The sequence below is a fragment of the Geobacillus sp. Y412MC52 genome, from assembly GCF_000174795.2.
In the GTDB taxonomy this organism is placed as follows: Bacteria; Bacillota; Bacilli; order Bacillales; family Anoxybacillaceae; genus Geobacillus; species Geobacillus thermoleovorans.
The window spans coordinates 2,926,288-2,950,397 of record NC_014915.1 but is presented as its reverse complement, the minus strand read 5'-3'; the positions used below and the strand labels follow the sequence as shown (position 1 = coordinate 2,950,397).

The window sequence follows — 24,110 nt, the reverse complement described above, 5'->3', positions numbered from 1 at the left end:
ATTTTTTAAAATAATAATAAATTTGTCATTCTGTCCACTCATCGGTCGATTCATGCGCGAATAAGGCGAATAACGGTGAAGAGGAATAGTAGCGGGCCCGACGGACGGCAGAGAGTTGACGGATGGTGCGAGTCAACCGAAGTCGGCCCGTGAACTCGCCTCGGAGTTGCCGGCGCGAACGGTCATCGACAGCGCCGGCCGTCCATCCGCGTTAAGGAAGAAAGCGGGTGCGCCGTTTGGCGCGCCAAAAAGGGTGGTACCGCGGGAAGCGCGCCTCTCGTCCCTTTGCGTGGGGATGGGGGGTTTTTTTGTACATATTTTCGTCAATGATGCAAGTAGAACTTGATAGGAGGAGTGCTGCGATGAGCTTCAACCACCGCGAAATTGAACAAAAATGGCAGGACTATTGGGAGAAAAACAAAACGTTCCGCACGCCCGATGATGATGACAAGCCGAAGTTTTACGTTCTCGACATGTTCCCGTATCCATCCGGCGCCGGCTTGCACGTCGGCCATCCGGAAGGATATACGGCGACCGATATTTTGGCGCGCATGAAGCGGATGCAAGGGTACAACGTCCTTCACCCGATGGGCTGGGACGCGTTCGGGCTGCCGGCTGAGCAATATGCGCTCGATACCGGCAACGACCCGGCGGAGTTTACGCAAAAAAACATCGACAATTTCCGCCGGCAAATCAAGTCGCTTGGCTTTTCGTACGACTGGGACCGGGAGATCAATACGACCGACCCGAACTATTACAAATGGACGCAATGGATTTTCTTGAAGCTGTATGAAAAAGGGCTCGCCTACATGGATGAAGTGCCGGTCAACTGGTGCCCGGCGCTCGGCACGGTGCTGGCGAACGAAGAGGTGATCAACGGCCGGAGCGAGCGCGGCGGGCATCCGGTCATCCGCAAGCCGATGCGGCAATGGATGCTGAAAATCACCGCCTACGCCGACCGCCTGCTTGAAGATTTGGAAGAGCTCGACTGGCCGGAAAGCATTAAAGAGATGCAGCGCAACTGGATTGGCCGTTCGGAAGGAGCGGAAATCGAGTTTGCCGTCGACGGCCATGACGAAACATTCACCGTGTTCACGACGCGTCCGGATACGCTGTTTGGCGCGACGTACACCGTCTTGGCGCCGGAGCATCCGCTCGTTGAGAAAATCACGACGCCGGAGCAAAAGCCAGCCGTTGACGCCTACTTAAAGGAAATTCAAAGCAAAAGCGACCTTGAGCGCACCGATTTGGCGAAAGAAAAAACGGGCGTGTTCACCGGCGCATACGCCATTCACCCGGTCACCGGCGATCGGCTTCCGATTTGGATCGCCGACTACGTCTTGATGAGCTACGGCACCGGAGCGATCATGGCCGTGCCGGCGCACGATGAGCGCGACTACGAGTTTGCAAAAAAATTCCACTTGCCGATGAAAGAAGTCGTCGCCGGTGGGAATATCGAAAAGGAAGCGTACACCGGAGATGGCGAGCATATCAACTCCGAGTTTTTGAACGGCTTGAACAAGCAGGAAGCGATCGACAAAATGATCGCCTGGCTTGAGGAGCACGGCAAAGGGCGGAAAAAAGTGTCGTACCGGCTGCGCGACTGGCTGTTCAGCCGCCAGCGCTACTGGGGCGAGCCGATTCCGATCATCCATTGGGAAGACGGCACGATGACGCCGGTGCCGGAAGAGGAATTGCCGCTTGTGTTGCCGAAAACGGATGAAATCCGTCCGTCGGGAACGGGCGAGTCGCCGCTGGCCAACATCGAAGAATGGGTCAATGTTGTCGACCCGAAAACCGGGAAAAAAGGGCGGCGCGAAACGAACACGATGCCGCAATGGGCCGGAAGCTGCTGGTATTATTTGCGCTACATCGACCCGCACAACGACAAGCAGCTCGCCGATCCAGAAAAGCTGAAAAAGTGGCTGCCGGTCGATGTCTACATCGGCGGGGCGGAGCACGCGGTCCTGCATTTGCTTTATGCCCGCTTCTGGCATAAGTTTCTTTATGACCTTGGCATCGTGCCGACGAAAGAACCGTTCCAAAAGCTGTTCAACCAAGGGATGATTTTAGGCGAAAACAACGAAAAAATGAGCAAATCAAAAGGCAACGTCGTCAACCCGGACGACATCATCGAAAGCCATGGGGCCGACACCTTGCGGCTGTATGAAATGTTCATGGGGCCGCTTGAGGCGTCGATCGCTTGGTCGACGAAAGGGCTTGACGGGGCGCGGCGCTTCCTCGACCGCGTCTGGAGACTCTTTGTCACCGAGAATGGCGAACTGAACCCGAACATTGTCGACGAACCGGCGAACGATACGCTCGAGCGCGTCTATCACCAAACGGTGAAAAAAGTGACGGAAGACTATGAAGCGCTCCGCTTTAACACCGCCATTTCGCAGCTTATGGTGTTCATCAACGAAGCGTACAAAGCGGAGCAAATGAAAAAAGAATACATGGAAGGCTTCGTCAAGCTCTTGTCGCCGGTCTGCCCGCACATCGGCGAGGAGCTGTGGCAAAAGCTTGGCCACACGGACACGATCGCCTATGAACCGTGGCCGACGTATGATGAAACGAAGCTTGTCGAGGACGTCGTGGAAATCGTCGTGCAAATCAACGGCAAAGTGCGGTCGCGTTTGCACGTGCCAGTTGACTTGCCAAAAGAAGCGCTCGAGGAGCGGGCGCTCGCCGATGAAAAAATCAAAGAGCAGCTTGAGGGCAAAACGGTGCGCAAAGTGATCGCCGTCCCCGGCAAGCTCGTCAATATCGTCGCCAACTAATGATGAGGGCGGGCTTCAGCCCGCTCCCTATCCACCAACGAAAGGGGTCGATCTGCCATGGAAGAGATCAAGGAAATCACGCCGGCTGAAGTGAAAGAAAAACTCGAACGCGGCGAAAAGCTGAACATTGTCGATGTGCGCGAAGACGAGGAAGTCGCCCTCGGCATGATCCCCGGCGCGAAGCATATTAAAATGGGTGACATCCCCGATCGGCTTGAGGAATTCGACCGCAACGAAGAATATATTTTCGTCTGCCGCTCCGGGCGGCGGAGCGAAAACGTTTGCCGCTACTTGCAAGAGCTCGGCTATCGCGTCCGCAACATGACGGGCGGCATGCTCGAGTGGGAAGGCGAAACGGTGCCGAAGCGATAAGCGCTTCCGGCTCAAAGAACAGGACATGGCGGCGGGCCGTCATCCAAGTGATCCCGTTTTTGTCGAGACCAAAACGACGGAACGTGTCAGCGGATGGGAAATGGATCCATCCGAACGGCCCCGTTCAGTCAAGAGGCAGAGGAATGGCTGGCTGCCGCGGGCCTTTTCATGCGTCGGCGGCTTGCGCTTCCCCGGTCCGCTTGCGGGGTAGGAGAGAAAAAGCGTCCCAGCTTTTTGGGGCGCTTTTTCCATTTTGTTTTAGTACCAAAGTGTGATGCAAGAAAAAAAAGGAAAGGATATAATTTTCGGTAAAATCAGACACTTGTTCGAAGGAGGAGCTCTCTGTTGAAACTCGGCGACCGCTTGAAATTCGCCCGCTTGATGAAAGGCCTGACCCAAGAAGAAACGGCTGAAGGCATTATTTCGGTTTCTTATTTATCGAAAATTGAGAATAACCAAGTCATACCGAGCCAAGAGGTGCTCGAATGGCTGTTTCGGCGGCTGGACATCCGGCCGGGTGGAAACGAAACAATGCCTTCATGGTTCGAATGGGTGATGTCGTGGTATAAGGCGATGACGAACCGTGATGTGCCTGCCGCGCGGGAAATGTATGAAACGGTCAAAGAACGATGCGAGCAGTCTGGGGATGCCGAAGCCATGATTTATTTTCAGCTGATGCGAATCCGGTATTTGCTGCTTCTTGGCGACAAAAAGGGGGCGGAAACGGCGGCGCAAAGCGTGCGGGACTGGTATGGGTCGTTGAGTGATGACATGCGCTATTATTATTGGAAATTTTTTGGCCTTTTGTATTATTGCCAAGAAAAGTACGATGACGCCTTGCATTGTTATCAAAAGGCAGAACAGTTGTTGAAGGGAGAATGGAAAACGAGCGGGGAGGAAGCTGATTTGGCTTACTTGTCGGCGCTTGCTTTCAGCCGTCTGTGGAAATGGTTTCAATGCCTTCAATACGCCGAGCGCGCGCTGGCGCTCAGCCAGGCGGAATACGACTTGCGGCGGAGCGCCGAATGCCATGTGCTGCTGGCGATTTGCCATCGGCGCTGCGGGGAGATCGACAAAGCGGTCGACCATTGCCTGTTGGCCCAAAAGGCGGCGAGGATGGTGGATGATCGACGGCTTCTTGGGATTGTGGAACACAATCTCGGCCACTTGAAAGGAATGAAACGTCAATACCGCGAGGCGGTGCAACATTATGAGAACAGTTTGATCTATAAAGCGGACGCCCCGCTGGATGCTCGGCTCATCACGCTTTTGTCGCTCGTTCGCGTGCATTGTGATGCCAAGCATTATCGCAAAGCGTCGATGGCTGTCGAGGAAGGGTGGAAACAGCTCGCACAAGCCCCTACCGGCGCGTCCGAGCATTATGAGTATTATTTGCATTTTTCCATTTACCGGCTGCTTTTGAGCGAAGAAGATGAACCGTTGGAGCGGCTGCTCAAACAGGAGGCGATTCCCTATTTCCAAAAAAAGAAGGAGTATGACGACGCGTCGTTGTATGCCGAATATTTGGCGGATTGTTATATGCGGAGGCGCCAATACAAGCAGGCGGCCCAATATTATCAGCTAAGCTGCTCCCTCTTGCGGACGCAAACCGGCGTTTGAAAGGAGGTGAAGCTCGTGAAAAAGCGGGTCGTTGTGATCGTCGCTCTCGCCGTCCTTGGCCTCGCTTCGGCCTTTGGCCAAGGCATCGGGGTGAAAGAGGCGGCAAAAGATGAGCATCCGCCGCCGACCGTGATCGCCCGATAAAAGAAGCGGCCGGATTGGCGCTTTGCCTGTCTGTGTTGATCTTCTTCGAACCGATCCGTCTCCTGTTTTCGCCACGGTGCGAAAGCGGGGGATGAGTCGGTTTTTTTGTTTCGTCCGTCAAAGCACGTCCTGTGGAAATCCGTCGGCTCAAGCGAAAAGGATGAGTCGTTTTTTCGCTTGGCAGCTTCGCTGTCGGTCGTGTTTCACTTTGGCCGTTTTGTCGCAGGCGGAAAGCCGCAAAGAGGGAAAAACGGAAAATAGGCTGCCGGATCAGGCCGCATGTCGCCCGATCATTTTCCCAATACCCAATCAAAATATATTGTAATAAAATTTTTATTAGAATAAATAATTTGAAAATATAAGAAAGGGGTAAAGGGAATGAACAAACGGGCGATGCTTGGCGCGATTGGGTTGGCGTTTGGATTGATGGCTTGGCCGCTCGGGGCTTCAGCGAAGGAAAGATCAATGGTGTGGAACGAACAGTGGAAGACGCCATCGTTCGTTTCTGGTCCGCTGTTAAAAGGCGAGGATGCTCCGGAAGAATTGGTTTACCGTTATCTTGATCAAGAGAAGAATACGTTCCAGCTTGGTGGACAAGCCCGCGAACGGCTGAGCTTGATTGGCAAACAAACGGATGAACTCGGCCATACGGTCATGCGTTTTGAACAGCGCTATCACGGCATCCCAGTGTATGGCGCCGTGCTCGTTGCCCATGTCAACGATGGCGAATTGTCCTCTTTGTCGGGTACGCTCATTCCGAATTTGGACAAACGAACGTTGAAAACAGAAGCTGCCATTTCCGTTCAACAAGCGGAAATGATCGCGAAACAAGATGTGGCTGATGCGGTGACGAAAGAACGGCCGGCGGCCGAAGAGGGAAAACCAACGCGGCTTGTCATCTATCCGGATGGGGAGACCCCGCGCCTCGCCTATGAAGTCAATGTCCGCTTTTTAACCCCTGTCCCAGGCAACTGGATCTACATGATCGATGCCGCGGACGGAAAAGTGTTGAACAAATGGAACCAAATGGACGAGGCGAAGCCGGGCGGCGGGCAGTCGGTCGCCGGCGCGTCGACGGTCGGCGTGGGCCGCGGTGTGTTGGGGGATCAGAAATATATCAATACGACGTATTCCTCGTATTACGGCTACTACTATTTGCAAGACAATACGCGCGGCAGCGGCATTTTTACGTATGACGGACGAAACCGCACCGTTTTGCCCGGCAGCTTGTGGGCCGATGGCGACAACCAATTTTTCGCCAGCTATGACGCGGCGGCCGTGGACGCCCATTATTACGCCGGCGTCGTGTATGATTACTACAAAAATGTGCACGGCCGGCTGAGCTATGACGGCAGCAACGCCGCCATCCGTTCGACCGTCCATTACGGCCGCGGCTACAACAACGCGTTTTGGAACGGTTCGCAAATGGTGTACGGCGATGGCGACGGACAGACGTTTTTGCCGTTTTCCGGCGGCATTGACGTCGTTGGGCATGAGCTGACCCATGCGGTGACGGATTATACGGCCGGGCTTGTTTACCAAAACGAATCCGGCGCCATCAATGAAGCGATGTCCGATATTTTCGGCACGCTCGTGGAGTTCTACGCCAACCGCAACCCGGACTGGGAGATCGGCGAAGACATTTACACGCCTGGGATCGCCGGCGATGCGCTCCGCTCGATGTCCGACCCGGCGAAATACGGCGATCCGGATCATTATTCCAAACGGTACACCGGAACGCAAGACAACGGCGGCGTCCATACAAACAGCGGCATCATCAATAAAGCGGCGTATTTGCTCAGCCAAGGCGGCGTCCATTACGGCGTGAGCGTCACCGGCATCGGCCGCGACAAAATGGGGAAAATTTTCTACCGGGCGCTTGTCTACTATTTGACGCCGACGTCGAACTTCAGCCAGCTGCGCGCCGCCTGCGTGCAAGCGGCCGCTGATTTGTACGGGTCGACAAGCCAAGAAGTCAACTCGGTGAAACAGGCGTTCAATGCGGTTGGAGTGTATTAAGACGAATGAAGTTTCTGACGTCACGCGTCCCGCTGTTCGGGGGCGCGTGACGCCTTTTGTGGGCAGGATTTTCCCTAAATGCGTGGAAAAGGAAAAAGAAAACGGGGGAATGGCGATGTACAAAGTGAAAGTGTTTGATAAAGAGCATGAAAAAGATTTGGAAGCGGCGGTCAATGATTTTTTAGCCCGATTGAAAGACGGACAGTTGATCGATGTCAAGTACAGCGTGGCGGCGATGGAATCGGAAGGCGAGCAAATCTACTGTTTTTCCGCCATGGTCATTTACCGGACTTGACACTCCACACGGCTCCAGACTGCGGGATTCTTTGGGCCGTTTTCATGCTGATCCCCCCCAAAGGGGGCGACGCTTTTTTCGTTGCGGCATTTCCATTTCAGGCGGCGAAATTTTGCGATCGCCCGCCTTGAAGACGGGCGTTGTCGGAATGTCAGCGGACGCCCCGGAGCGCCCGAGGGGCATGAGGACGGCGGTCAATTCGTTGCTGTCTGCCCCGCGGAGCCGCTCGCCCCGTTTTTTTCCGCCAATGCATAGCGGGCGGCGTTCACGCCGGCGAGCCGCCCGGTGACAAGGGCGGCGGTGATGTTGTAGCCGCCCGTGTAGCCGTGAATGTCCAAAATTTCCCCGCAAAAGTAAAGGCCGGCCATGCATTTGGAGGCCATTGTTTTCGGCTCAATTTCTTTGACCGACACGCCGCCGCCGGTGACGAATGCTTTCTCAAGCGGCAGCGTGCCGTGGACGTAAAAGGTAAATTGTTTGCACTGTCGGACAAACGCCCGCAGCGCCTCATGGCCGACCGTGCCGGCAGAGGCGTGCGGGTCGATGCCGGCCCGCTCGAGCAAAAAGACGGCGTACCGCTCGGGAAGCACCGTTTTGGCGATCGTTTTCATCGCCTTTTTCGGCTCCTCTTTGCACAGCTTGGCGAAATATTGAAACAGCTCTTCCTGCGTCACGTCCGGAAGCGCGTCGATGCTCATTTCGACCGCGCCGCCCGCCGCTTTTTTCAACGCCTTAACGACAAACTGGCTGCAGCGGAGAGCAGCTGGGCCGGAAATGCCGAAGTGCGTAAACAGCATATCCATCCGGTGGGTGATGATCGGCTTGCCGTTCGGCTTTAAGACGCTTAACGCGACGTCGCGCAGCGACAAGCCTTGCAGCGTCCGCTCTTGGATGAACGGCTCATGCGAGACGATCGGAACTTCGGTTGGAAACAATTCGGTCACCGTGTGGCCCGCTTTTTCCGCCCACGGATAGCCGTCGCCCGTTGAGCCGGTTTGCGGCACCGATTTGCCGCCGACGGCGACGACAACCGCACGGGCGTGGATCGTCTCCCCGCTTTTCAGCGTGACACCGACTGTTTTTCCTTGTTCATACAACACGTCCGCCACTGGCGATTCAAGCCGAACATCGACGCCAAGGCGCGACAATTCGCGAACAAGCGCGTCGACGACCGACTGGGCGCTGTCGCTTTTGGGAAACATGCGGCCGTGGTCTTCCTCCTTGAGCGGCACGCCGAGCCGCTCAAAAAAGCGGATGATGTCTTCATTGTTAAATACGGAAAAGGCGCTGTATAAAAAGCGGCCGTTGCCGGGAATATGGCGGACCATTTCATCCACCGGCAGCCGATTCGTCACGTTGCAGCGTCCGCCGCCGGAGATGGCGAGCTTGCGCCCGAGCTTCGTTCCTTTTTCCAACAAGAGCACCTTCGCCCCTTCTTCGCCGGCGCCGATGGCCGCCATGAGCCCGGACGGACCGCCGCCGATGATGATGACGTCGTATCCCATGTTCATTCCACCCTTTCTTTCTGCGCGTGGCCGATATTTTTCGTTCCATTGACAACTATGGTAAAATAGATACGTTGTCATTTTCAACGTCCATGGCTAGGGAAGGGGTCATATGTCAACATCGAAACTGCTGCGCGGCACGTTTATTTTAACGGCTGGCGTGATGATTTCTCGCCTTCTTGGTTTATTTTACGTCATCCCGTTTTACCATCTTGTCGGCGAGCGCGGCGGGGCGCTGTACGGATACGGCTATGTGCCGTACCAAATTTTTTTGAGCTTGGCGACCGGCGGGCTGCCGGTGGCGGTGTCAAAGTTTGTGTCGAAATACAACGCGCTTGGGGAATACGGCGTCGGCTATCGGCTCTTTCGCTCCGGCCTTGTCTTGATGATCGCAAGCGGCATCGCCTCATGGCTCATTTTGTACGCCCTGGCGCCCATCTTGGCGCCGCACGTCATCGATGCGAAAACGAACGTCAACTCGGTCGACGACGTCACGGCCGTCATCCGCGCGGTCAGCTTTGCGCTCCTCATCGTGCCGGTGATGAGCTTGATCCGCGGATTTTTCCAAGGACATGAGTCGATGGGCCCGACGGCGCTGTCGCAAGTCGTCGAACAAATCGCGCGCATCGCGTTTTTGCTTGGGGCGTGCTACGTCATTTTGCGCCTGATGGACGGCTCGATCGTCTCCGCTGTGAGCGCGGCGACGTTTGCCGCGTTTGTCGGGGCGGCGGCGGGGCTTTTGGTGTTGCTTGTCTATTGGTGGAAGCGGCGTCCGCATTTGCAGTCGCTGCTTGCGCGTGACCGCGGCGAAGCGGACGTGTCGCTTTTGGCGATGTATAAAGAGCTGCTTCTTTCTTCGATTCCGTTTGTTTTTGTCGGCTTGTCGATGTCGCTGTACCAGCTCGTCGATCAGTTTACGTTCAATCACGCGATGGCGGCGGCGGGCCGCGGGAACATCTCGGAGCACGCGTATTCCGTGTTCAACATGTGGGCGCAAAAGCTCGTCATCATACCCGTGACGCTCGCGACCTCGTTCAGCTTGGCGCTCATCCCGACGATTACGAAAGCGTATGTCGCGCAAGATCGGAAAGCGCTGCGGCAATATTTGAACCAGACGTTTCAAGTGCTCATGTTTTTAACGCTCCCGGCGGTGATTGGCATGGCGGTGCTTGCAGGGCCGGTGTACAGCTCGTTTTACAGCTATGATCCGCTTGGTGAACAAGTGTTGCGCTGGTATGCGCCGGCGGCGATTTTGTACGCTTTGTTTTCTGTGACGGCGGCGATCATGCAAGGCATCAACGAGCAGCGGTTTACGGTCGTCAGTTTGACAGCCGGCTTGCTTGTGAAGCTTTTGCTCAACACGCCGCTCATTATGAAATGGTCGGCCGTCGGGGCCATTGTGGCCACGATGGCGGGCTATTTCGTCTCGGTGGCGTTCAACTTATGGGTCATTCAGCGCCGCACGCGCTACCGCTATCGGTTTGTCGCCCGCCGGACGGCGTTTATGGCCATCCTGACGGCGGCGATGTCAGCGGCGGTTATGGGGGTCGAGGCGCTGGCGTCCCGATGGATCGATTACCGCGCCGGCACCGCTGAATCGGTGGGCGCTGTTTCCATCGGCGCAGCGGTCGGGGCGGCCGTCTACTTGTTTCTCAGCATCCGCTCCGGGTTGTTTTCGGCGCTGTTTGGCGACCGGTTTGCGTTTTGGCGCCGGAAAGAGAAAAAGGCGGTATCGTAGACGAGGGTGTATGGGGGGATCGGCCGTTGACCGGACGGCCGTTTCCTAGAAGCGGCTCGTTTAGGCCGGGAGCCCGGCGGACGGCGCTTCTTGCGAACATCGCGGCGCCCGAGCGAAAGGGTTCGACGACGGCTGTTTTTCGCCCTCCCCCATGCCGTTCGGCTTGCGGCAAAAAAAAGAAGAAGGCGGTCGTCCCCGCCTTCTTTCTCCATTTCGCTTACGACAGGCCGAGCCGGCGTTCGATGCGATCGAGGCGGCTTTCCACCCGGTCGAGCCGGCGGTCGAGCCGTTCGACGGCCCGCTCAAGCCGTTCGATGCGCCGCGCCCAGTTGGCGAATGGCCCGCCTGGGTATCCGGGCCAAAATTGGCTGGCTGGCGGCTGTTGACGGTAATCATCCAACGTTGGGACATAATAGTAATATTCATTCATCGGCAAATCCCCCTTCTTGATGTTTCCTTCACAGTGTATGGGGGGAAGGCGGAAGCGGACTAGATGAACGCCTAATGAAGGCCATATTTTTAGGAGGGAGATTTGTGGAGCTGCGCATTGACAAGCTGCTCGCCCATATGGGGTATGGGACGAGGAAGGAAGTGAAAAAGTTGCTCAAGTCCGGAGCGGTGAAAGTGGACGGCGCGCCGGTCCGTGATGCGAAAACGAAAGTGCGGCCGGATGAGCAAATCGTGACCGTTTGGGGAGAAACGGTCGAGTACAAGCCATTCATTTACTTGATGATGAATAAGCCTTCGGGGGTCGTTTCCGCGACGGAAGATGCCGTGGAAGAGACGGTCGTCGATTTGCTTGAAGAAGAAGATCGGGCATTTTGCCCGTTTCCGGTCGGGCGGCTTGACAAAGATACGGAAGGGCTGCTGCTCTTGACGAATGACGGCCAGCTCGCCCATCAGCTGTTGTCGCCGAAAAAACACGTGCCGAAAACGTATTTTGCCGTCGTGGGCGGGGAAGTGACGGAAGCGGATGTCGCGGCGTTTCAGCGCGGCGTCGTCCTTGATGACGGCTATGAAACAAAGCCGGCCAAGCTCGTTGTGTTGAAATCCGGCCTTCGTTCCGATGTCGAGGTGACGATCACCGAAGGGAAGTTCCATCAAGTGAAGCGGATGTTTCAAGCGGTCGGCAAGCGGGTCGTCTATTTAAAACGAATTCAAATGGGGCCGCTCGCCCTTGACCCGGATTTGGCCGTCGGCGAGTATCGGGAATTGACGGACGAAGAGGTGGACATGTTGAAGCAATACCGGCCGGAGACGGACGAAAAAAAAGGAACCTGACGCGGTTCCTTTTTTATGGAAAAATAGTGGATATTCATCTGTGGAAAAATGGTTTGCGTTCATCTCCCATCTTGCCTACCCTATTGGCACCGGGTTACGAAGAGATGCGCACTTTTTTGTTTGTGGTCGTCCATTTGCCCTTGCTTGGGCTGCGAACGAGATCGTTGTACATAAGCACGTTCAAGTCGCGCTGGATCGTTCGTGGGGTGGTGCCGAACTCATCAACAAGTTCTTGGGTCGTAACCGTCCCTTTTTCGCTAATGTACATATACACGGATTTGATGCGGGTCAGCATCCGGTGTGTTGAAGGTTTCAAAAGACCACTCCCTATCTTAGCATCATTCGCATGGCACAACCGACCGCTAGCAGATGAGAGATGTCTTTGTCTATGTGTTTACTATCATTGTACACGAAATGGGAGAGAAAATGCTACCCGTTTGCCCGTATTCACCAAAAATTTAAACTTTTTGTTTCAAAACGGAAATAGTTCGGCAACAAACGAAACATTTTGACTTCCCGTTTTGGATGTGGTACGTTGGCAACAAAGAACATTGGGGCAGAAAGGAAGAATGGCGTTGAACATCGACTGGATGAACGAAGCGAAGAAACGGAAAGACGATCTTGTCCGCGACGTGCAAGCGCTTGTCCGCATTCCGAGCGTCCGCGATGATCAGCAGGCGCAGCCGGGCGCGCCGTTTGGGCCCAAGGTGGCCGAGGCGCTTGAGCATATGCTTCGCCGCGGCCGGGAGGAAGGGTTTCGCATCAAAAATGTGGACGGGTTTGCCGGGCATATCGAAATGGGGCATGGGGAGAAACTTGTCGGCGTGCTCGGCCATATCGACGTCGTGCCGCCCGGAGACGGCTGGACGATGGATCCGTTTGCCGCTGAGGTGCGCGATGGCCGCCTTTACGGGCGCGGCGCGATCGATGACAAAGGGCCGACCGTCGCGGCGTTTTACGCGATGAAAATCATCCATGACCTCGGGCTGCCGCTTGGCAAGCGGGTGCGGCTTATCATCGGGGGCGATGAGGAAAGCGACTGGCGGTGCGTAGAGCACTATTTCCGTCATGAAGAAATGCCGGATGTCGGATTTGCGCCGGATGCTGATTTTCCGATCATTCATGCCGAAAAAGGAATCATTGACGCTGATTTGGCATACCGCCCGCTTGAATCGGCGGAGGCGGAAGGGTTCGCGCTTGCCTCATTCCAAGCTGGGCGCCGCTACAACATGGTGCCGGATGCGGCCGAAGCGGTGGTGGAAGGAGCGGGACGGACGGAGGAACTGCTTGGCCTCTATGAACAGTTTTGCCGGGAGCGCGGCGTAAAGGGGAGCATCAGGCAAAGCGAAGGGGCCATTGTCTTTCAATTGGAAGGGGTGTCCGCTCATGGCGCCGAGCCGGAGCGCGGCAAAAACGCCGGCGTCTATTTGGCGCAGTTTTTGGCGTCGCTTCCGCTCGATGGCCGAAGCCGGCCGTTCGTTCAGTTTGTGGCCTCCGCCTTTTTCGGCGATGCCCGCGGCCGGCGGCTTGGCCTTGCGTATCGCGACGAACAAAGCGGCGACTTGACGGTCAACGTCGGGGTGCTGTCGTATGACCGGCGGCATGGCGGAACGATTGGGCTGAACATCCGCTATCCGGTGACGGCCGACGGCGAGGCGATCCGCCGGACGCTCGCTGGCGCCGCAGCTGAACATGGATTCGCGCTCAGCCGGTTCAGCGATACGAAGCCTCATTATATCGACCCGAACCACGAGCTTGTCCGCACGCTTCAGCGCGTCTACGAAGAGCAGACGGGCGAGCCGGCCCGGCTTTTGGCCATCGGCGGCGGCACATACGCCCGCGCCTTGACCGCCGGGGTGGCGTTTGGCGCGTTGTTTCCGGGCCGCCCGGATGTCGCTCACCAGAAAGATGAGTATATCGAAATCGACGATTTGGTGAAAGCGACGGCCATTTACGCGCAGGCGATTTACGAGCTGGCGAAATAAACGGCGGTCCGCCGCCCCGGCGAAAAAGAGAGCGGGGCGGGCGTTGTTTGAACGAAAGGGGGGACGGGATGGAAGCGGCGTTCAAACGTGAGGCGGCGGTGCGAAAACAGGTGTTCCCGCTCTTTTATTTTCTCATCTTTTTTGCTTTTGGCGCGTTGTTTCCGCTTTTGTCCGTCTATTTGCAGGAAGAGGCGCGCCTTTCGGGGGCGGCGATCGGCTGGATCATGTCGCTTCCCCCGATCGTGACGATGGCGGCCCAGCCGCTTTGGGGCACGGCGGCCGATTATACGCGCAAACCGGTCGAACTGTTGACGCTGGCGCTCGGGGTGACAGCGCTGTTTGGGCTTCTTTATTCGCTGGCCGGAAGCTACCGGGTGTTCGTCGCCCTGACCGTGCTGCTTTCGGCGGCGCAAAGCGCCATCGTTCCGCTCTCCGACAGTCTCGCCCTTCGCCACGTGCACGAACAGGGAGGAAACTACGGGGCGATTCGGCTTTGGGGGTCGATCGGGTTTGCCGCGTCGGTGTTGGTTGTCGGATGGCTGTCCGATCATGTCGCGTTTGCGGTCATTTTTTACGCCTTTTCGTTGGCGCTGTTGGCCGCGTCTGTTTTGGCCACCCGCCTGCCGCGCTACCCGATGGCGGCGCCGGGGGCGTTGACGCTTCGGGATGTGCGCCGGCTGCTGTCCGTCCGCTCATTTCAGCTCTTGCTTGTCGCAACATTTTTGCTGTTTGGTCCGATTTATGCCAACAATTCCTATTTCGGGCTGTTGATCCACGAGCTTGGCGGCACGCTGACCGGCATCGGCCTCGCCTTTTTGTTTGCCGCCGGCAGCGAGGCGCCGTTTATGAAAGCGGCGGATCGGCTCATCGGCCGTTTCGGCATGGTGCGGCTTCTTCTATTGGCCGCGCTCATCTCCGCGGTTCGCTGGCTGTCGTACGCGGTCGACCCGCCGCTTTGGTTTGTGTATGTAACGACGGTCGTCCAAGGCTGCTCGGTCGGGCTGGCGATCCCGACGGCGCTTCAATATGCGCGCCGCTTGGCGCCGGAGCGGGTGCAGGCGACGGCCGTGGCGTTATACTCAGCGGTCGGCAACGGCCTTGGCGCGTGGTTTTGCGCGCTGGCGGGCGGATATTTGCTTGAGCGTTGGCAGATCGGCGCTGTCTACTTGTTTTTTGGCATCTGCACGATCGTGGGTGTGCTCGTGCTCCTTTTGCTCGCAAAACGAGAACGAACGGCAGGTGAAGAGAAGTGAAACGAAGCCATTATTTTATCGCTGTTCCGCTGACGTCTGAAGCGAAACAAGCCATTGCCCGATTTTCGGGGGATGCGGCGTCGTCGCTGCCGTTTCGCACATGGGTGCATGAAGAGGACTATCATATCACCCTCGCGTTTTTAGGCGATGTGCCGCGGGGGAAAATGGCGCCGCTGTGCGAAGCGATGGCCGCCGTCGCCGCCAAAAGCGCCCCGTTTTCCCTGGTGCTTGCCGGGCTTGGGACGTTCGGGGAGCGGACGGCGCCTCGCGTTTTTTGGCAAGGAGTCGAAACGGAAGAAGCGTTGAATGGATTGCGGCGCGACGTGTATGAAGCGTGCATGAAGCTTGGGTTTTCCTTGGACCGGCGGCCGTTTGCCCCGCATATTACGATTGCCCGCAAATGGCAGGGAGCCGAACCGTTTCGCCCGGATCGCCTCCGTTCGCTTGCCGCGGCCAAGGCGGTGTTTTCGGTGCCTGAGATCGTGCTGTATCGGACGAATATGGAACGGACGCCGAAGTACGAAGCGATCGCCGTGTTCCCGTTGCTTGGCGCGCCGATGAATGGCCGGAAATAGCAGGTGAAACAATGGGTCAGCTCGTTAAACTCATGGATTGCATTTCCCGCTACGAAACGGATGTGTACTATTATGTACCGGAATTCATCCGGCTCAAGCAGCGGCAATGGGAGCAGGCAAAAGCGCGGTGGCAAGCCGAACGAACGGCTGAGGCCAGCGGATGGCTTGAAACGGGCGAGACGTGGGATGTTTGGCTTGACAAACCGTCATGGTGGGAACGGCTGACGAAACGATGGCGCCGCCGTGCCGCGCTTACGGAAGAAGAGACGTTTTCTCTTGCGCCGATGGCTCGTCCGGCGGCTACTCTGGAGGAATTGAAACAGCAGTTTTTGGATGAGTTGTTCGAGTTGCAGCTGAAATGGGCGAGTTCCACGATGATGTGCGTTTCCTCCCTCGATGAGGCCGTGTATGGCGATGAGACGTTGAAATATTTTTTGCAGCGGTTTCCGGATACGCATTTATGCTTTTACCGGCCGGTGGCGATGGTCGGCAAGGCGCCGGTGGAGCTGGAGACGATGATGTTGACGCCATCCGCGCTCTGGTGCATTGCCTTCGTCGAAGGAAGGCCGGACAACATCGTCATGGCGTCAACCGGCCGGTTTTGGGTGGAACAGGCCGGAACGAACGAAACGAGGCTGGTCAACCCGGTCGTGTCGCTGCGGCGGACGGAGCAGATCGTTTCGGAGATTTTTCGCAAACATGGGGTCGATTGGCCGATCCATCTCGTGCTGTTAAACCGCTCCGGCTACATTGACAGCGGCGGTCTTTTTCCGTTTATCCGCTATATTGATAAGCGAAATTATGACGAGTGGTTTTCCCGCCTGCGCCGCTCCGCTCTCCCGCTTCGGCACGGGCAGCTGAAAGCGGCTGAGGCGCTGCTTCGCCATTGCGCCAGCTTTTACGACCGCCGCCATGACGGGAATATGAGCGGCGAGGAAGGGCAACAATAGAAACATCTGTGCATCGATAGGGCGACCGGCCGATGATTTGGCACCGCCCTTTTTCTTTTACGTATGATGGTATTAACCGGAGAAAAAAGGGGTGAACGCACATGCTTCACATCAGCCGAACGTTTGCCGCCTATTTGGACGAGATGGATCAAATCGTTGTGCTTGCGCCGAAATCGCTCGGCTTTGATGGAATGGCGCCGTTTACGCTCGTGGCGCCGAGCGGCGAGGAGATTCCGCTGTCCGTGCAGCACGTCGAGGATGTTGGGGAGACGGTGAAATATGAGTGCCGGTTTGCATCCGCGTTCGAGTTTGGAGCGACATACTGGGTGCGTTCTTGCCGCGGGGAGGAGACCGATGTTCAAATCGGCGCCGTTGTGCGCACTCCTGCATTTGATGATCGGTTTTTCTATGATGGGCCGTTAGGAGTGGAGTATTCCAAAGAACAGGCGGTGTTTCGCGTATGGGCGCCGACCGCCACCGCGGTCAACGTCAAGCTTGTTCATCCGCATCTCGGCGAGGTTCATTGCGTGCCGCTTGAGCGCGGCGAGCGCGGCGTATGGTCAGCCGCCGTCCCCGGCGATTGGGAGCGAGCGCGTTACACGTATATCGCCTGCATCAACCGCGTATGGCGCGAGGCGGTGGACCCGTATGCGACTGCTGTTTCGATCAATGGCGAGTTCGGCGTCGTGATCGACTGGGAGAAAACGAAGCTGGCGCCGCCCTCTTCGCCGCTTCCGCCGCTCTGTTCGCCGACCGATGCCATCATTTATGAACTGAGCATCCGCGACTTTACGAGCCACCCGGACAGCGGCGCCGTCCATAAAGGGAAGTATCTCGGGCTGGCTGAAACGAACACAAGCGGGCCGAACGGGACGGCCACCGGGCTTTCGTATGTCAAAGAGCTGGGCGTCACCCATGTGCAGCTCATGCCGTTTACCGATTTTGCCGGGGTTGATGAGCGCGACCCACAAGCGGCTTACAACTGGGGATACAATCCCCTTCATCTATACGCGCCGGAAGGGAGTTATGCGACCGATCCAGCGGATCCATACGCGCGCATCATCGAGTTGAAACAGGCGATCCGCACGTTGCATGAAAGCGGATTGCGCGTCGTGATGGATGCGGTCTACAACCATGTCTACGACCGGGAGCAATCGCCGCTTGAGAGGCTCGTTCCCGGCTATTACTTCCGCTACGACGCCTATGGCCAACCGGCCAACGGCACCGGCGTCGGCAACGACATCGCTTCGGAGCGGCGGATGGCGCGCCGCTGGATCGTCGATTCGGTTGTATTTTGGGCGAAAGAATATGGCATTGACGGGTTTCGCTTTGATTTGATGGGCGTGCACGATATCGAGACGATGAAAGCGGTGCGTGATGCCCTCGACGCCATCGATCCGTCGATCCTTGTGTATGGGGAAGGTTGGGATTTGCCGACGCCCCTTCCACCGGAACAAAAGGCGACGATGGCCAACGCCAAGCAGCTGCCGCGCTTCGCTTATTTCAATGACCGGTTTCGCGATGCGGTGAAAGGGAGCACCTTTCATTTGCCGGACCGTGGGTTCGCCCTCGGCAACCCAGGCGGGCGAGAACAGGTGAAGCTCGCCATTGCCGGGAGCTTGCGAGCGCTCGGCGGGCTGTTTTGCCACCCGCGTCAGTCGATCAATTACGTCGAATGCCATGACAACCATACGTTTTGGGATAAGATGGAGGCGGCCAACCATGATGAGCCCGAATGGCTCCGGCGGAAGCGGCAAAAGCTGGCGACGGCGATCGTTCTGTTGGCGCAAGGCATTCCGTTTTTGCACAGCGGCCAAGAGTTTTATCGGACGAAAGGCGGCGATGGGAACAGCTACCGATCGCCGGATGCGGTCAATCAGCTGGATTGGGAGCGGAAAAGCCGCTATGAAGACGACGTCTGCTACGTTCAAGGATTGATCGCTCTTCGCCGCGCGCATGGTGCCTTCCGCCTCGCGACGGAAGCGGAAGTGCTGCGCCATTTCACGTTTCTTGAGCCGCTTCTGCCGTCGGTCATCGCCTATCGGCTGCATGATGTCGCCGTCTATGGGCCTTGGGAGGACATCATCGTCGTGCATCATAACGAGGAGAAAGAGACCGCCATTGCGCTCCCCGACGAGCGCGAGTGGGCGGTTGTATGCGACGGACAGCGATGCGGGACAACGCCCTTTGGCCAAGCGCGCGGCATGCTTCGGCTCGACGGCGTCGGCACATGGGTGCTCGTCCAGCCTGCAGGGTGACCGCTCAGACGGCGCGCCGGAATCGTCTCAAGGTTTGCAGAGGAGCGGTGGTTATCGATCTGATGAAACATGCCGCCGTTGAGGCGAAACGGGAAAGGGCGGCCGACCGGAGTGGGAGCCGCGGGGCGCTTCCGCTTTGGCAGTTTTAAGCAAGGCGTTTGCCGAGAAAAATGTTTGCATGCCGGAGCGGTATTTCAGTATAATACAAGTAAAATGGACGGAAGAAGGACGCGGCCTGGCCGTCCTTTTTATTTGGGCGCGAGAAGCAAACGGAGACGTTTCTATTTTTAAGTCGCAGGTGAACACGCTTGGAACAGTTACTAGGTAAGGAGTGGGAGATCACTCCCGCTGGCGGCGCTACAGGGGATGCGTATTTTGCGGAATATGAAGGAAAGAAATTGTTTTTAAAGCGGAATTCTTCTCCGTTTCTTGCTGTATTGTCGGCCGAGGGCATCGTCCCGAAGCTTGTATGGACGAAGCGGCTCGAAAACGGCGATGTGTTTACGGCCCAGCAATGGCTGAACGGCCGGGAGCTGAAGCCGTGGGAGATGGGAAGCGAGCAAGTGGCGGCGCTGCTAAGGAAAATCCATCGTTCAAAAGAGCTGGTGACGATGCTGAAGCGGCTCGGCAAATCTCCACTGCGCGCAAAGAAAATGCTCGCTCTCCTCGCTGAGCAACAGCGGCGCCATCCGGCCGGTGGTTCTGTCGTCTGTCAGGCGCTTGACTGGCTTGAACAGCATGTTTCGTCATTGCCGGATGGCGAATATGTTGTCTGCCACTGTGACATCAATCATAACAATTGGCTGCTGGCCGACGATGGCACGCTGTACTTGATCGATTGGGACGGAGCGATGATCGCTGATCCGGCGATCGACATCGGCATGCTGCTTCATCTGTACATTCCGCGCGTCGAATGGGAAGCATGGCTCGACCGATATGGATGGGCATGGAGCGAGGAGCTTGGCCTCCGCCTAAAGTGGTATACGATCGCTCATACGTTGCACTCGCTGTTTTGGCCGAAAGGGAAGGACGGCCAAAAAGAAAAGGAGCAGTCGTTGGAGTTATTGAAGCGCGTCATGGTAGAGAGTTGACCAAGCGAGGCCTCAGCGTCCGAACGGCCGGCGCCGGGGGCGGCGCGATCGCTGCGTTCGGTTGTCGCCGCGCCGTTTGTTCCCGCTGTCGATGACGGAGACGCCGCGGTCAGGACAGCCCATTCACCCAATCGGCGAGCTGGCCTTGGTGGGCGGAAATGTGGGCGTTTAAGTCAGCGCTGTATTTCCCGCCTTGGCCATAAGCGTAAATATGGGGGAGAATTTGCTTGACTTGGCTGTTCACCTCATCGTTGGCGAGCAGCGATTTGGCGAGCCGTTCAATTTGTTCGCATTCGGAAACCGTTCCGCAGCAATCGAGCTGATGTTCGGATAAAATGTCGCGAAGTACGGTCAATTGATGGTTATAGTCGAGCGGCATGCTGGTCACCATCCTTTCGCCAGGCTGTACGGTTTTATCATGCCCGGATCGAGCTGAGTTTATTATTCGAAACCGAAAAGACCCCCTGCTTCCACGCGTGAGCGTAGGTGGGAGAGCGTTCAAGCCCGGGCGTTTTTTCGCGTTTGCTTCTTTGGCGCGAGTGTGGTATCGTCAAACCAACAAACGGAAACAAGGCTGAGGTGTCAATATGCGTTTGCGCAACAAACCGTGGGCGAAAGACAAAATCGCCGCGTATCCGCAATACGTCATTCCCGATCCCGAAACAAAGCGCGGGCGATGGCGCGAGCTGTTCGGCCGTGATCGGCCGATCCATGTGGAGATCGGGACGGGGAAAGGCAAATTTATCACGGAAATGGCCAAACTTCATCCAGATGTCAATTTCATCGGCATCGAGCTGTACCCGAGCGTGCTCGTGTCCGCGCTTGACAAACTGATCGAAAGCGGGCTCGCGAACGTCAAGCTGCTGAACGCCAATGCGAAAGATCTGACCGCGTTTTTTGCCGACGGGGAAGTGTCGCGCATTTATTTGAACTTTTCCGACCCATGGCCGAAAAAGCGGCACGAAAAGCGGCGGCTGACGTATCGGGACTTTTTGGCGCTCTATGACCGCATTTTGGCGGAAGACGGAGACATCCATTTGAAAACGGACAATCAATCGTTTTTCGAATACTCGCTTGTCAGTTTGTCGCAATATGGGTTTGTGCTCGCATCGGTCCAGCTCGACTTGCATCAAAGCGGCATGACGGACAATGTCATGACAGAGTATGAGGAAAAATTTTCCGCCAAAGAAAACCGCATTTACCGATGCGAGGCGGTGCGCCCGCCGCGGCGGTCGTCATAGGCCCGAACCGATTGGTCGGGTCTTTTTCTATTTCCGATTGATGGAGAAAATGGTACACTAGTGGAGGGGGGAGAGAGGAAATGGAACAGTTGCGAATTGGACAAGTCACATTGACATGGCTTCGGGGCGGCGTCACCCATCTTGACGGCGGGGCGATGTTTGGCGTCGTGCCGAAACCGCTTTGGTCGAAAAAATATCCGCCGAACGACAACAATCAAATCGAGCTGCGCACCGATCCGATTTTGGTGGAAGCCTATGGAAAACGGCTGCTCATTGAATCCGGCATCGGCAACGGCAAGCTGACCGACAAGCAAAAGCGCAACTTCGGCGTCACGGAAGAATCAGCGATTGATGAATCGCTCGCTGGGCTTGGGCTGACGCGGCGCGACATCGACATCGTCATCATGACCCATTTGCATTTTGACCATGCGTGCGGATTGACCGTTTGGGAAGACGGACGGCTCGTGCCGGCGTTTCCGCGCGCGGCGATCATCACCTCGGATGTCGAGTGGGAGGAAATGCGAAACCCAAACATCCGATCGCGCAATACGTATTGGAAAGAAAATTGGGAGCCGATCGCGGATCAAGTCGTTCCGTTTACAAAGGAAACGGAAGTCGTTCCTGGCATCCGCCTCATCCATACCGGCGGGCATAGCGCTGGGCATGCGATCGTGCTCATCGAATCAGACGGGGAGATGGCCATTCATCTTGGCGATTTGCTTGGCACGCACGCCCATCAAAACGTCCTTTGGGTGATGGCGTACGACGATTACCCCATGGATTCGATTTTTGCCAAACAGCGATGGCTCCCGTACGGCGTAAAGCAAAATGCGTGGTTTACCTTCTACCATGATGCCTACTATCGGGCTGTGAAATGGCAGGAAGACGGGACGATGGCCGCCGCCGTGAAGCGGGAGCGGCCGCTATGACAGCGGCTTGGCGTCCACGATGGCTCCCGTGTAGGCGTTGATGAAAAACTCGTCATCCCCGTCGTCGCGGCAGACGCCGCCGCGGTATACGGTGTACGCCAGGCCGTTTTTCTCATACCGCTCCGGGGCGGATTGAATCCAGGAACCGCGGATGGCCCGCCGGCCGCCAAGCGCGCGTTTGGCCATGGCCAGCGCTTGTTCCGGGGAAAGAAGCGCCGGTTTGGAAGCGGAGCGGATCGCATAGATGGCGGCCGCGCCGACGGCGGCGCCAACGAGCCATTTTTTCCAAGCCATCAAGTATTCCCTCCTTGCTTCTGTCGCTATCGTTTAGTATAGCCGATTTTGACGGAACATGTAAGGAGAACAAAGCGAACCCGAATCGAGTCGAGAACAGAAAGGAAGACCGATGATGAAGGAAGAAACGCTGCGATTGTTTCAAACGTTGACCGAGCTTCCGGGAGCGCCGGGCTATGAGCACCCGGTGCGGCAATTTATGCGCCAAGAGCTCGCGAAATACGCCGACGACATTGTGCAAGACCGCCTCGGGAGCCTTTTTGGCGTCAAACGCGGTGATGAGGCGGGCCCGACGGTGATGGTCGCCGGCCATATGGATGAAGTCGGGTTTATGGTAACGGCGATCACCGACAATGGCATGATTCGGTTTCAGCCGCTCGGCGGCTGGTGGGATCAAGTGCTGCTCTCTCAGCGCGTGCAGATTATCACGGACGGAGGGCCGGTCATCGGCGTGATCGGGTCGATTCCGCCGCATTTGCTTGATGAGGAGCAGCGCAAGAAACCAATGGAGATGAAAAACATGTTGATTGACATCGGAGCGGAAAGCCGTGAAGATGCCGAACGAGTCGGCGTCCGCCCCGGTCAGCCGATCGTGCCGGTCAGCCCGTTTACTTTGCTTGCCAACGGAAAAACCGTGATGGCAAAAGCGTGGGACAATCGGTTTGGCTGCGGGTTGGCGATCGAGCTGTTAAAAGAGCTGAACGGCGAAACAGTGCCGAACGTCTTGTACGCTGGAGCGACCGTGCAGGAAGAGGTTGGGCTGCGTGGGGCCCAGACGGCGGCGGCGATGATCAACCCGGATATCTTTTTCGCCTTGGAAGCCAGCCCGGCCAACGACATGTCCGGCGACAAGCAGGCGTTCGGCCATATCGGCAAAGGGGCGCTCATCCGCTTGTACGACCGGACGATGATTACGCACCGCGGCATGCGCGAGTTTGTGCTTGACACCGCGGAAACGATTGGCGTCCCGTATCAGTTTTTCATTTCCCCAGGCGGCGGAACCGACGCCGGGCGGGTCCATATCGCCAACCGCGGCGTGCCGTCGGCCGTGATCGGCATTTGCGCCCGCTACATTCATACGCATGCGTCGATCATTCATATCGATGATTACGCGGCGGCCAAACAGCTCATCGTTGAGCTCGTCAAACGGTGCGACCGGACGACGGTCGAGACGATTCGCCAAAACAGCTGAGGAGAAGCGAACGCTTCTCCTTTTCCATGACAAGGAGGGCATTGGATGAAAACTGTTGCGGTTGGAACGAACAACGAAGCGAAAATCGCCGCCGTTCGGGCGGTGCTTTCGGAAAAGGAATACCGCATTGTATCGCTTGAGGTGCCATCAGGCGTTTCCGCGCAGCCGCTGTCCGATGAGGAGACGCGGCTTGGCGCCATCGGGCGCGCCAAACGGGCGCTCGAAGCGGCGGAGGCGGACATCGGCATCGGATTGGAAGGCGGCGTGACGAAGATCGATGGGCAATGGTGGCTGTGCAACTGGGGGGCGCTCGCTGACCGAAACGGAGTGGTGGTGGCCGCCGCCGGCGCCCGCCTCGCCCTCCCGCCGGACGTCGGCGCCGGCATCGAGGCGGGGCGCGAGCTCGGCGACGTGATGGAAGCGTACACCGGGAGGAGGAACGTTCGGCGGAAAGAAGGTGCGGTCGGCGTGTTGACGAACGGGCGCGTTGACCGCTCGGCGATGTTTTCCCACATCGTCGAGCTTTTGGCCGGTCAATATGAATGGCTTTGTCAAAACGGGTCGTTCCATGTATGATAAATAACGAAC

23 protein-coding genes and 1 other annotated feature are annotated in these 24,110 nt (G+C 57.0%); of the genes, 18 read left to right on the top strand and 5 right to left on the bottom strand.

Annotated elements, in window-relative coordinates; translation table 11 throughout:
* Positions 1-66 precede the first annotated feature (66 nt).
* Positions 67-288 (top strand) — a binding site (T-box leader).
* 74 nt (positions 289-362) lie between these two features.
* The 6 genes from leuS (at position 363) to GYMC52_RS14445 (ending at position 7,230) form a co-directional block, all read left to right on the top strand.
* Positions 363-2,780, top strand: coding sequence for a leucine--tRNA ligase (gene leuS / locus GYMC52_RS14465; RefSeq protein WP_013524386.1), 2,418 nt, complete (start codon positions 363-365; stop codon positions 2,778-2,780).
* A gap of 57 nt (positions 2,781-2,837) precedes the next feature.
* Positions 2,838-3,152: a rhodanese-like domain-containing protein gene (locus GYMC52_RS14460; RefSeq protein WP_013144427.1), complete on the top strand. Its 315-nt coding sequence runs from the start codon at positions 2,838-2,840 to the stop codon at positions 3,150-3,152.
* Positions 3,153-3,497: 345 nt separating this feature from the next.
* Entirely contained in the window at positions 3,498-4,772 is a 1,275-nt protein-coding gene (locus GYMC52_RS14455) for a helix-turn-helix domain-containing protein (RefSeq protein WP_013524385.1), read from the top strand.
* Between the two features lie 15 nt (positions 4,773-4,787).
* Positions 4,788-4,916 carry a hypothetical protein gene (locus tag GYMC52_RS20210; protein WP_013524384.1) on the top strand — a complete coding sequence of 43 codons (129 nt, stop codon included), beginning with the start codon at positions 4,788-4,790 and terminating at the stop codon, positions 4,914-4,916.
* 378 nt (positions 4,917-5,294) lie between these two features.
* Positions 5,295-6,935 carry a M4 family metallopeptidase gene (locus GYMC52_RS14450; RefSeq protein WP_013524383.1) on the top strand — a complete coding sequence of 547 codons (1,641 nt, stop codon included), beginning with the start codon at positions 5,295-5,297 and terminating at the stop codon, positions 6,933-6,935.
* 115 nt (positions 6,936-7,050) lie between these two features.
* Entirely contained in the window at positions 7,051-7,230 is a 180-nt protein-coding gene (locus tag GYMC52_RS14445) for a sporulation protein Cse60 (protein ID WP_008880941.1), read from the top strand.
* 194 nt (positions 7,231-7,424) lie between these two features.
* On the opposite strand, the gene GYMC52_RS14440 is transcribed toward GYMC52_RS14445, so the two are convergent.
* Positions 7,425-8,735: an NAD(P)/FAD-dependent oxidoreductase gene (locus GYMC52_RS14440; protein WP_013524381.1), complete on the bottom strand. Its 1,311-nt coding sequence runs from the start codon at positions 8,733-8,735 to the stop codon at positions 7,425-7,427.
* A 112-nt stretch (positions 8,736-8,847) separates the two neighbouring features.
* Between GYMC52_RS14440 and GYMC52_RS14435 the strand changes: the two genes are divergently transcribed.
* A complete protein-coding gene (locus GYMC52_RS14435) occupies positions 8,848-10,473 on the top strand; it encodes a putative polysaccharide biosynthesis protein (protein WP_013524380.1) in 1,626 nt (541 codons plus the stop codon).
* Positions 10,474-10,690: 217 nt separating this feature from the next.
* On the opposite strand, the gene GYMC52_RS14430 is transcribed toward GYMC52_RS14435, so the two are convergent.
* Entirely contained in the window at positions 10,691-10,903 is a 213-nt protein-coding gene (locus tag GYMC52_RS14430) for a hypothetical protein (protein WP_011232307.1), read from the bottom strand.
* 104 nt (positions 10,904-11,007) lie between these two features.
* Between GYMC52_RS14430 and GYMC52_RS14425 the strand changes: the two genes are divergently transcribed.
* A complete protein-coding gene (locus GYMC52_RS14425) occupies positions 11,008-11,754 on the top strand; it encodes a pseudouridine synthase (protein ID WP_013524379.1) in 747 nt (248 codons plus the stop codon).
* 94 nt (positions 11,755-11,848) lie between these two features.
* Here GYMC52_RS14425 and GYMC52_RS14420 read toward each other — a convergent pair whose 3' ends face one another.
* Positions 11,849-12,070 carry a DeoR family transcriptional regulator gene (locus GYMC52_RS14420; protein WP_008880936.1) on the bottom strand — a complete coding sequence of 74 codons (222 nt, stop codon included), beginning with the start codon at positions 12,068-12,070 and terminating at the stop codon, positions 11,849-11,851.
* A gap of 253 nt (positions 12,071-12,323) precedes the next feature.
* Between GYMC52_RS14420 and pepV the strand changes: the two genes are divergently transcribed.
* From pepV to GYMC52_RS14390, 6 genes are all read left to right on the top strand, one after another.
* The gene (pepV, locus tag GYMC52_RS14415) at positions 12,324-13,739 is read left to right on the top strand and encodes a dipeptidase PepV (RefSeq protein WP_083777766.1); all 1,416 of its coding nucleotides are present in this window, start codon (positions 12,324-12,326) and stop codon (positions 13,737-13,739) included.
* Between the two features lie 68 nt (positions 13,740-13,807).
* Complete coding sequence (gene malA, locus GYMC52_RS14410; protein ID WP_013524377.1) at positions 13,808-14,992, top strand: maltose permease; 1,185 nt, start codon at positions 13,808-13,810, stop codon at positions 14,990-14,992.
* Positions 14,989-15,567, top strand: coding sequence for an RNA 2',3'-cyclic phosphodiesterase (thpR, locus tag GYMC52_RS14405; protein ID WP_013524376.1), 579 nt, complete (start codon positions 14,989-14,991; stop codon positions 15,565-15,567). The genes malA and thpR overlap by 4 nt, the downstream gene beginning before the upstream one ends.
* An 11-nt stretch (positions 15,568-15,578) precedes the next feature.
* The gene (locus GYMC52_RS14400) at positions 15,579-16,517 is read left to right on the top strand and encodes a hypothetical protein (protein ID WP_013524375.1); all 939 of its coding nucleotides are present in this window, start codon (positions 15,579-15,581) and stop codon (positions 16,515-16,517) included.
* A 101-nt stretch (positions 16,518-16,618) separates the two neighbouring features.
* Positions 16,619-18,775 carry a type I pullulanase gene (gene pulA / locus GYMC52_RS14395; protein ID WP_013524374.1) on the top strand — a complete coding sequence of 719 codons (2,157 nt, stop codon included), beginning with the start codon at positions 16,619-16,621 and terminating at the stop codon, positions 18,773-18,775.
* 308 nt (positions 18,776-19,083) lie between these two features.
* Positions 19,084-19,866 (top strand): phosphotransferase family protein, encoded by a 783-nt coding sequence (locus tag GYMC52_RS14390; protein WP_013524373.1) that lies wholly within the window; start codon positions 19,084-19,086, stop codon positions 19,864-19,866.
* Positions 19,867-19,975: 109 nt separating this feature from the next.
* Here the strand turns inward: GYMC52_RS14390 and GYMC52_RS14385 are convergent, their stop codons facing one another.
* Positions 19,976-20,245 (bottom strand): YtzH-like family protein, encoded by a 270-nt coding sequence (locus GYMC52_RS14385; RefSeq protein ID WP_013524372.1) that lies wholly within the window; start codon positions 20,243-20,245, stop codon positions 19,976-19,978.
* Positions 20,246-20,453: 208 nt separating this feature from the next.
* Between GYMC52_RS14385 and trmB the strand changes: the two genes are divergently transcribed.
* Both trmB and GYMC52_RS14375 read left to right on the top strand, forming a co-directional pair.
* Positions 20,454-21,107, top strand: coding sequence for a tRNA (guanosine(46)-N7)-methyltransferase TrmB (trmB, locus tag GYMC52_RS14380; protein ID WP_013524371.1), 654 nt, complete (start codon positions 20,454-20,456; stop codon positions 21,105-21,107).
* A gap of 80 nt (positions 21,108-21,187) precedes the next feature.
* Positions 21,188-22,036 carry a YtnP family quorum-quenching lactonase gene (locus GYMC52_RS14375; protein WP_013524370.1) on the top strand — a complete coding sequence of 283 codons (849 nt, stop codon included), beginning with the start codon at positions 21,188-21,190 and terminating at the stop codon, positions 22,034-22,036.
* Here GYMC52_RS14375 and GYMC52_RS14370 read toward each other — a convergent pair.
* The gene (locus tag GYMC52_RS14370; protein ID WP_013524369.1) at positions 22,031-22,330 is read right to left on the bottom strand and encodes a PepSY domain-containing protein; all 300 of its coding nucleotides are present in this window, start codon (positions 22,328-22,330) and stop codon (positions 22,031-22,033) included. The genes GYMC52_RS14375 and GYMC52_RS14370 overlap by 6 nt on opposite strands.
* Positions 22,331-22,445: 115 nt before the next feature.
* Here GYMC52_RS14370 and GYMC52_RS14365 point away from each other — a divergent pair, with 115 nt between their 5' ends.
* Positions 22,446-23,522 (top strand): M42 family metallopeptidase, encoded by a 1,077-nt coding sequence (locus tag GYMC52_RS14365; RefSeq protein WP_041469267.1) that lies wholly within the window; start codon positions 22,446-22,448, stop codon positions 23,520-23,522.
* 45 nt (positions 23,523-23,567) lie between these two features.
* Positions 23,568-24,098 carry a DUF84 family protein gene (locus GYMC52_RS14360; RefSeq protein ID WP_013524367.1) on the top strand — a complete coding sequence of 177 codons (531 nt, stop codon included), beginning with the start codon at positions 23,568-23,570 and terminating at the stop codon, positions 24,096-24,098.
* Positions 24,099-24,110: the final 12 nt, after the last annotated feature.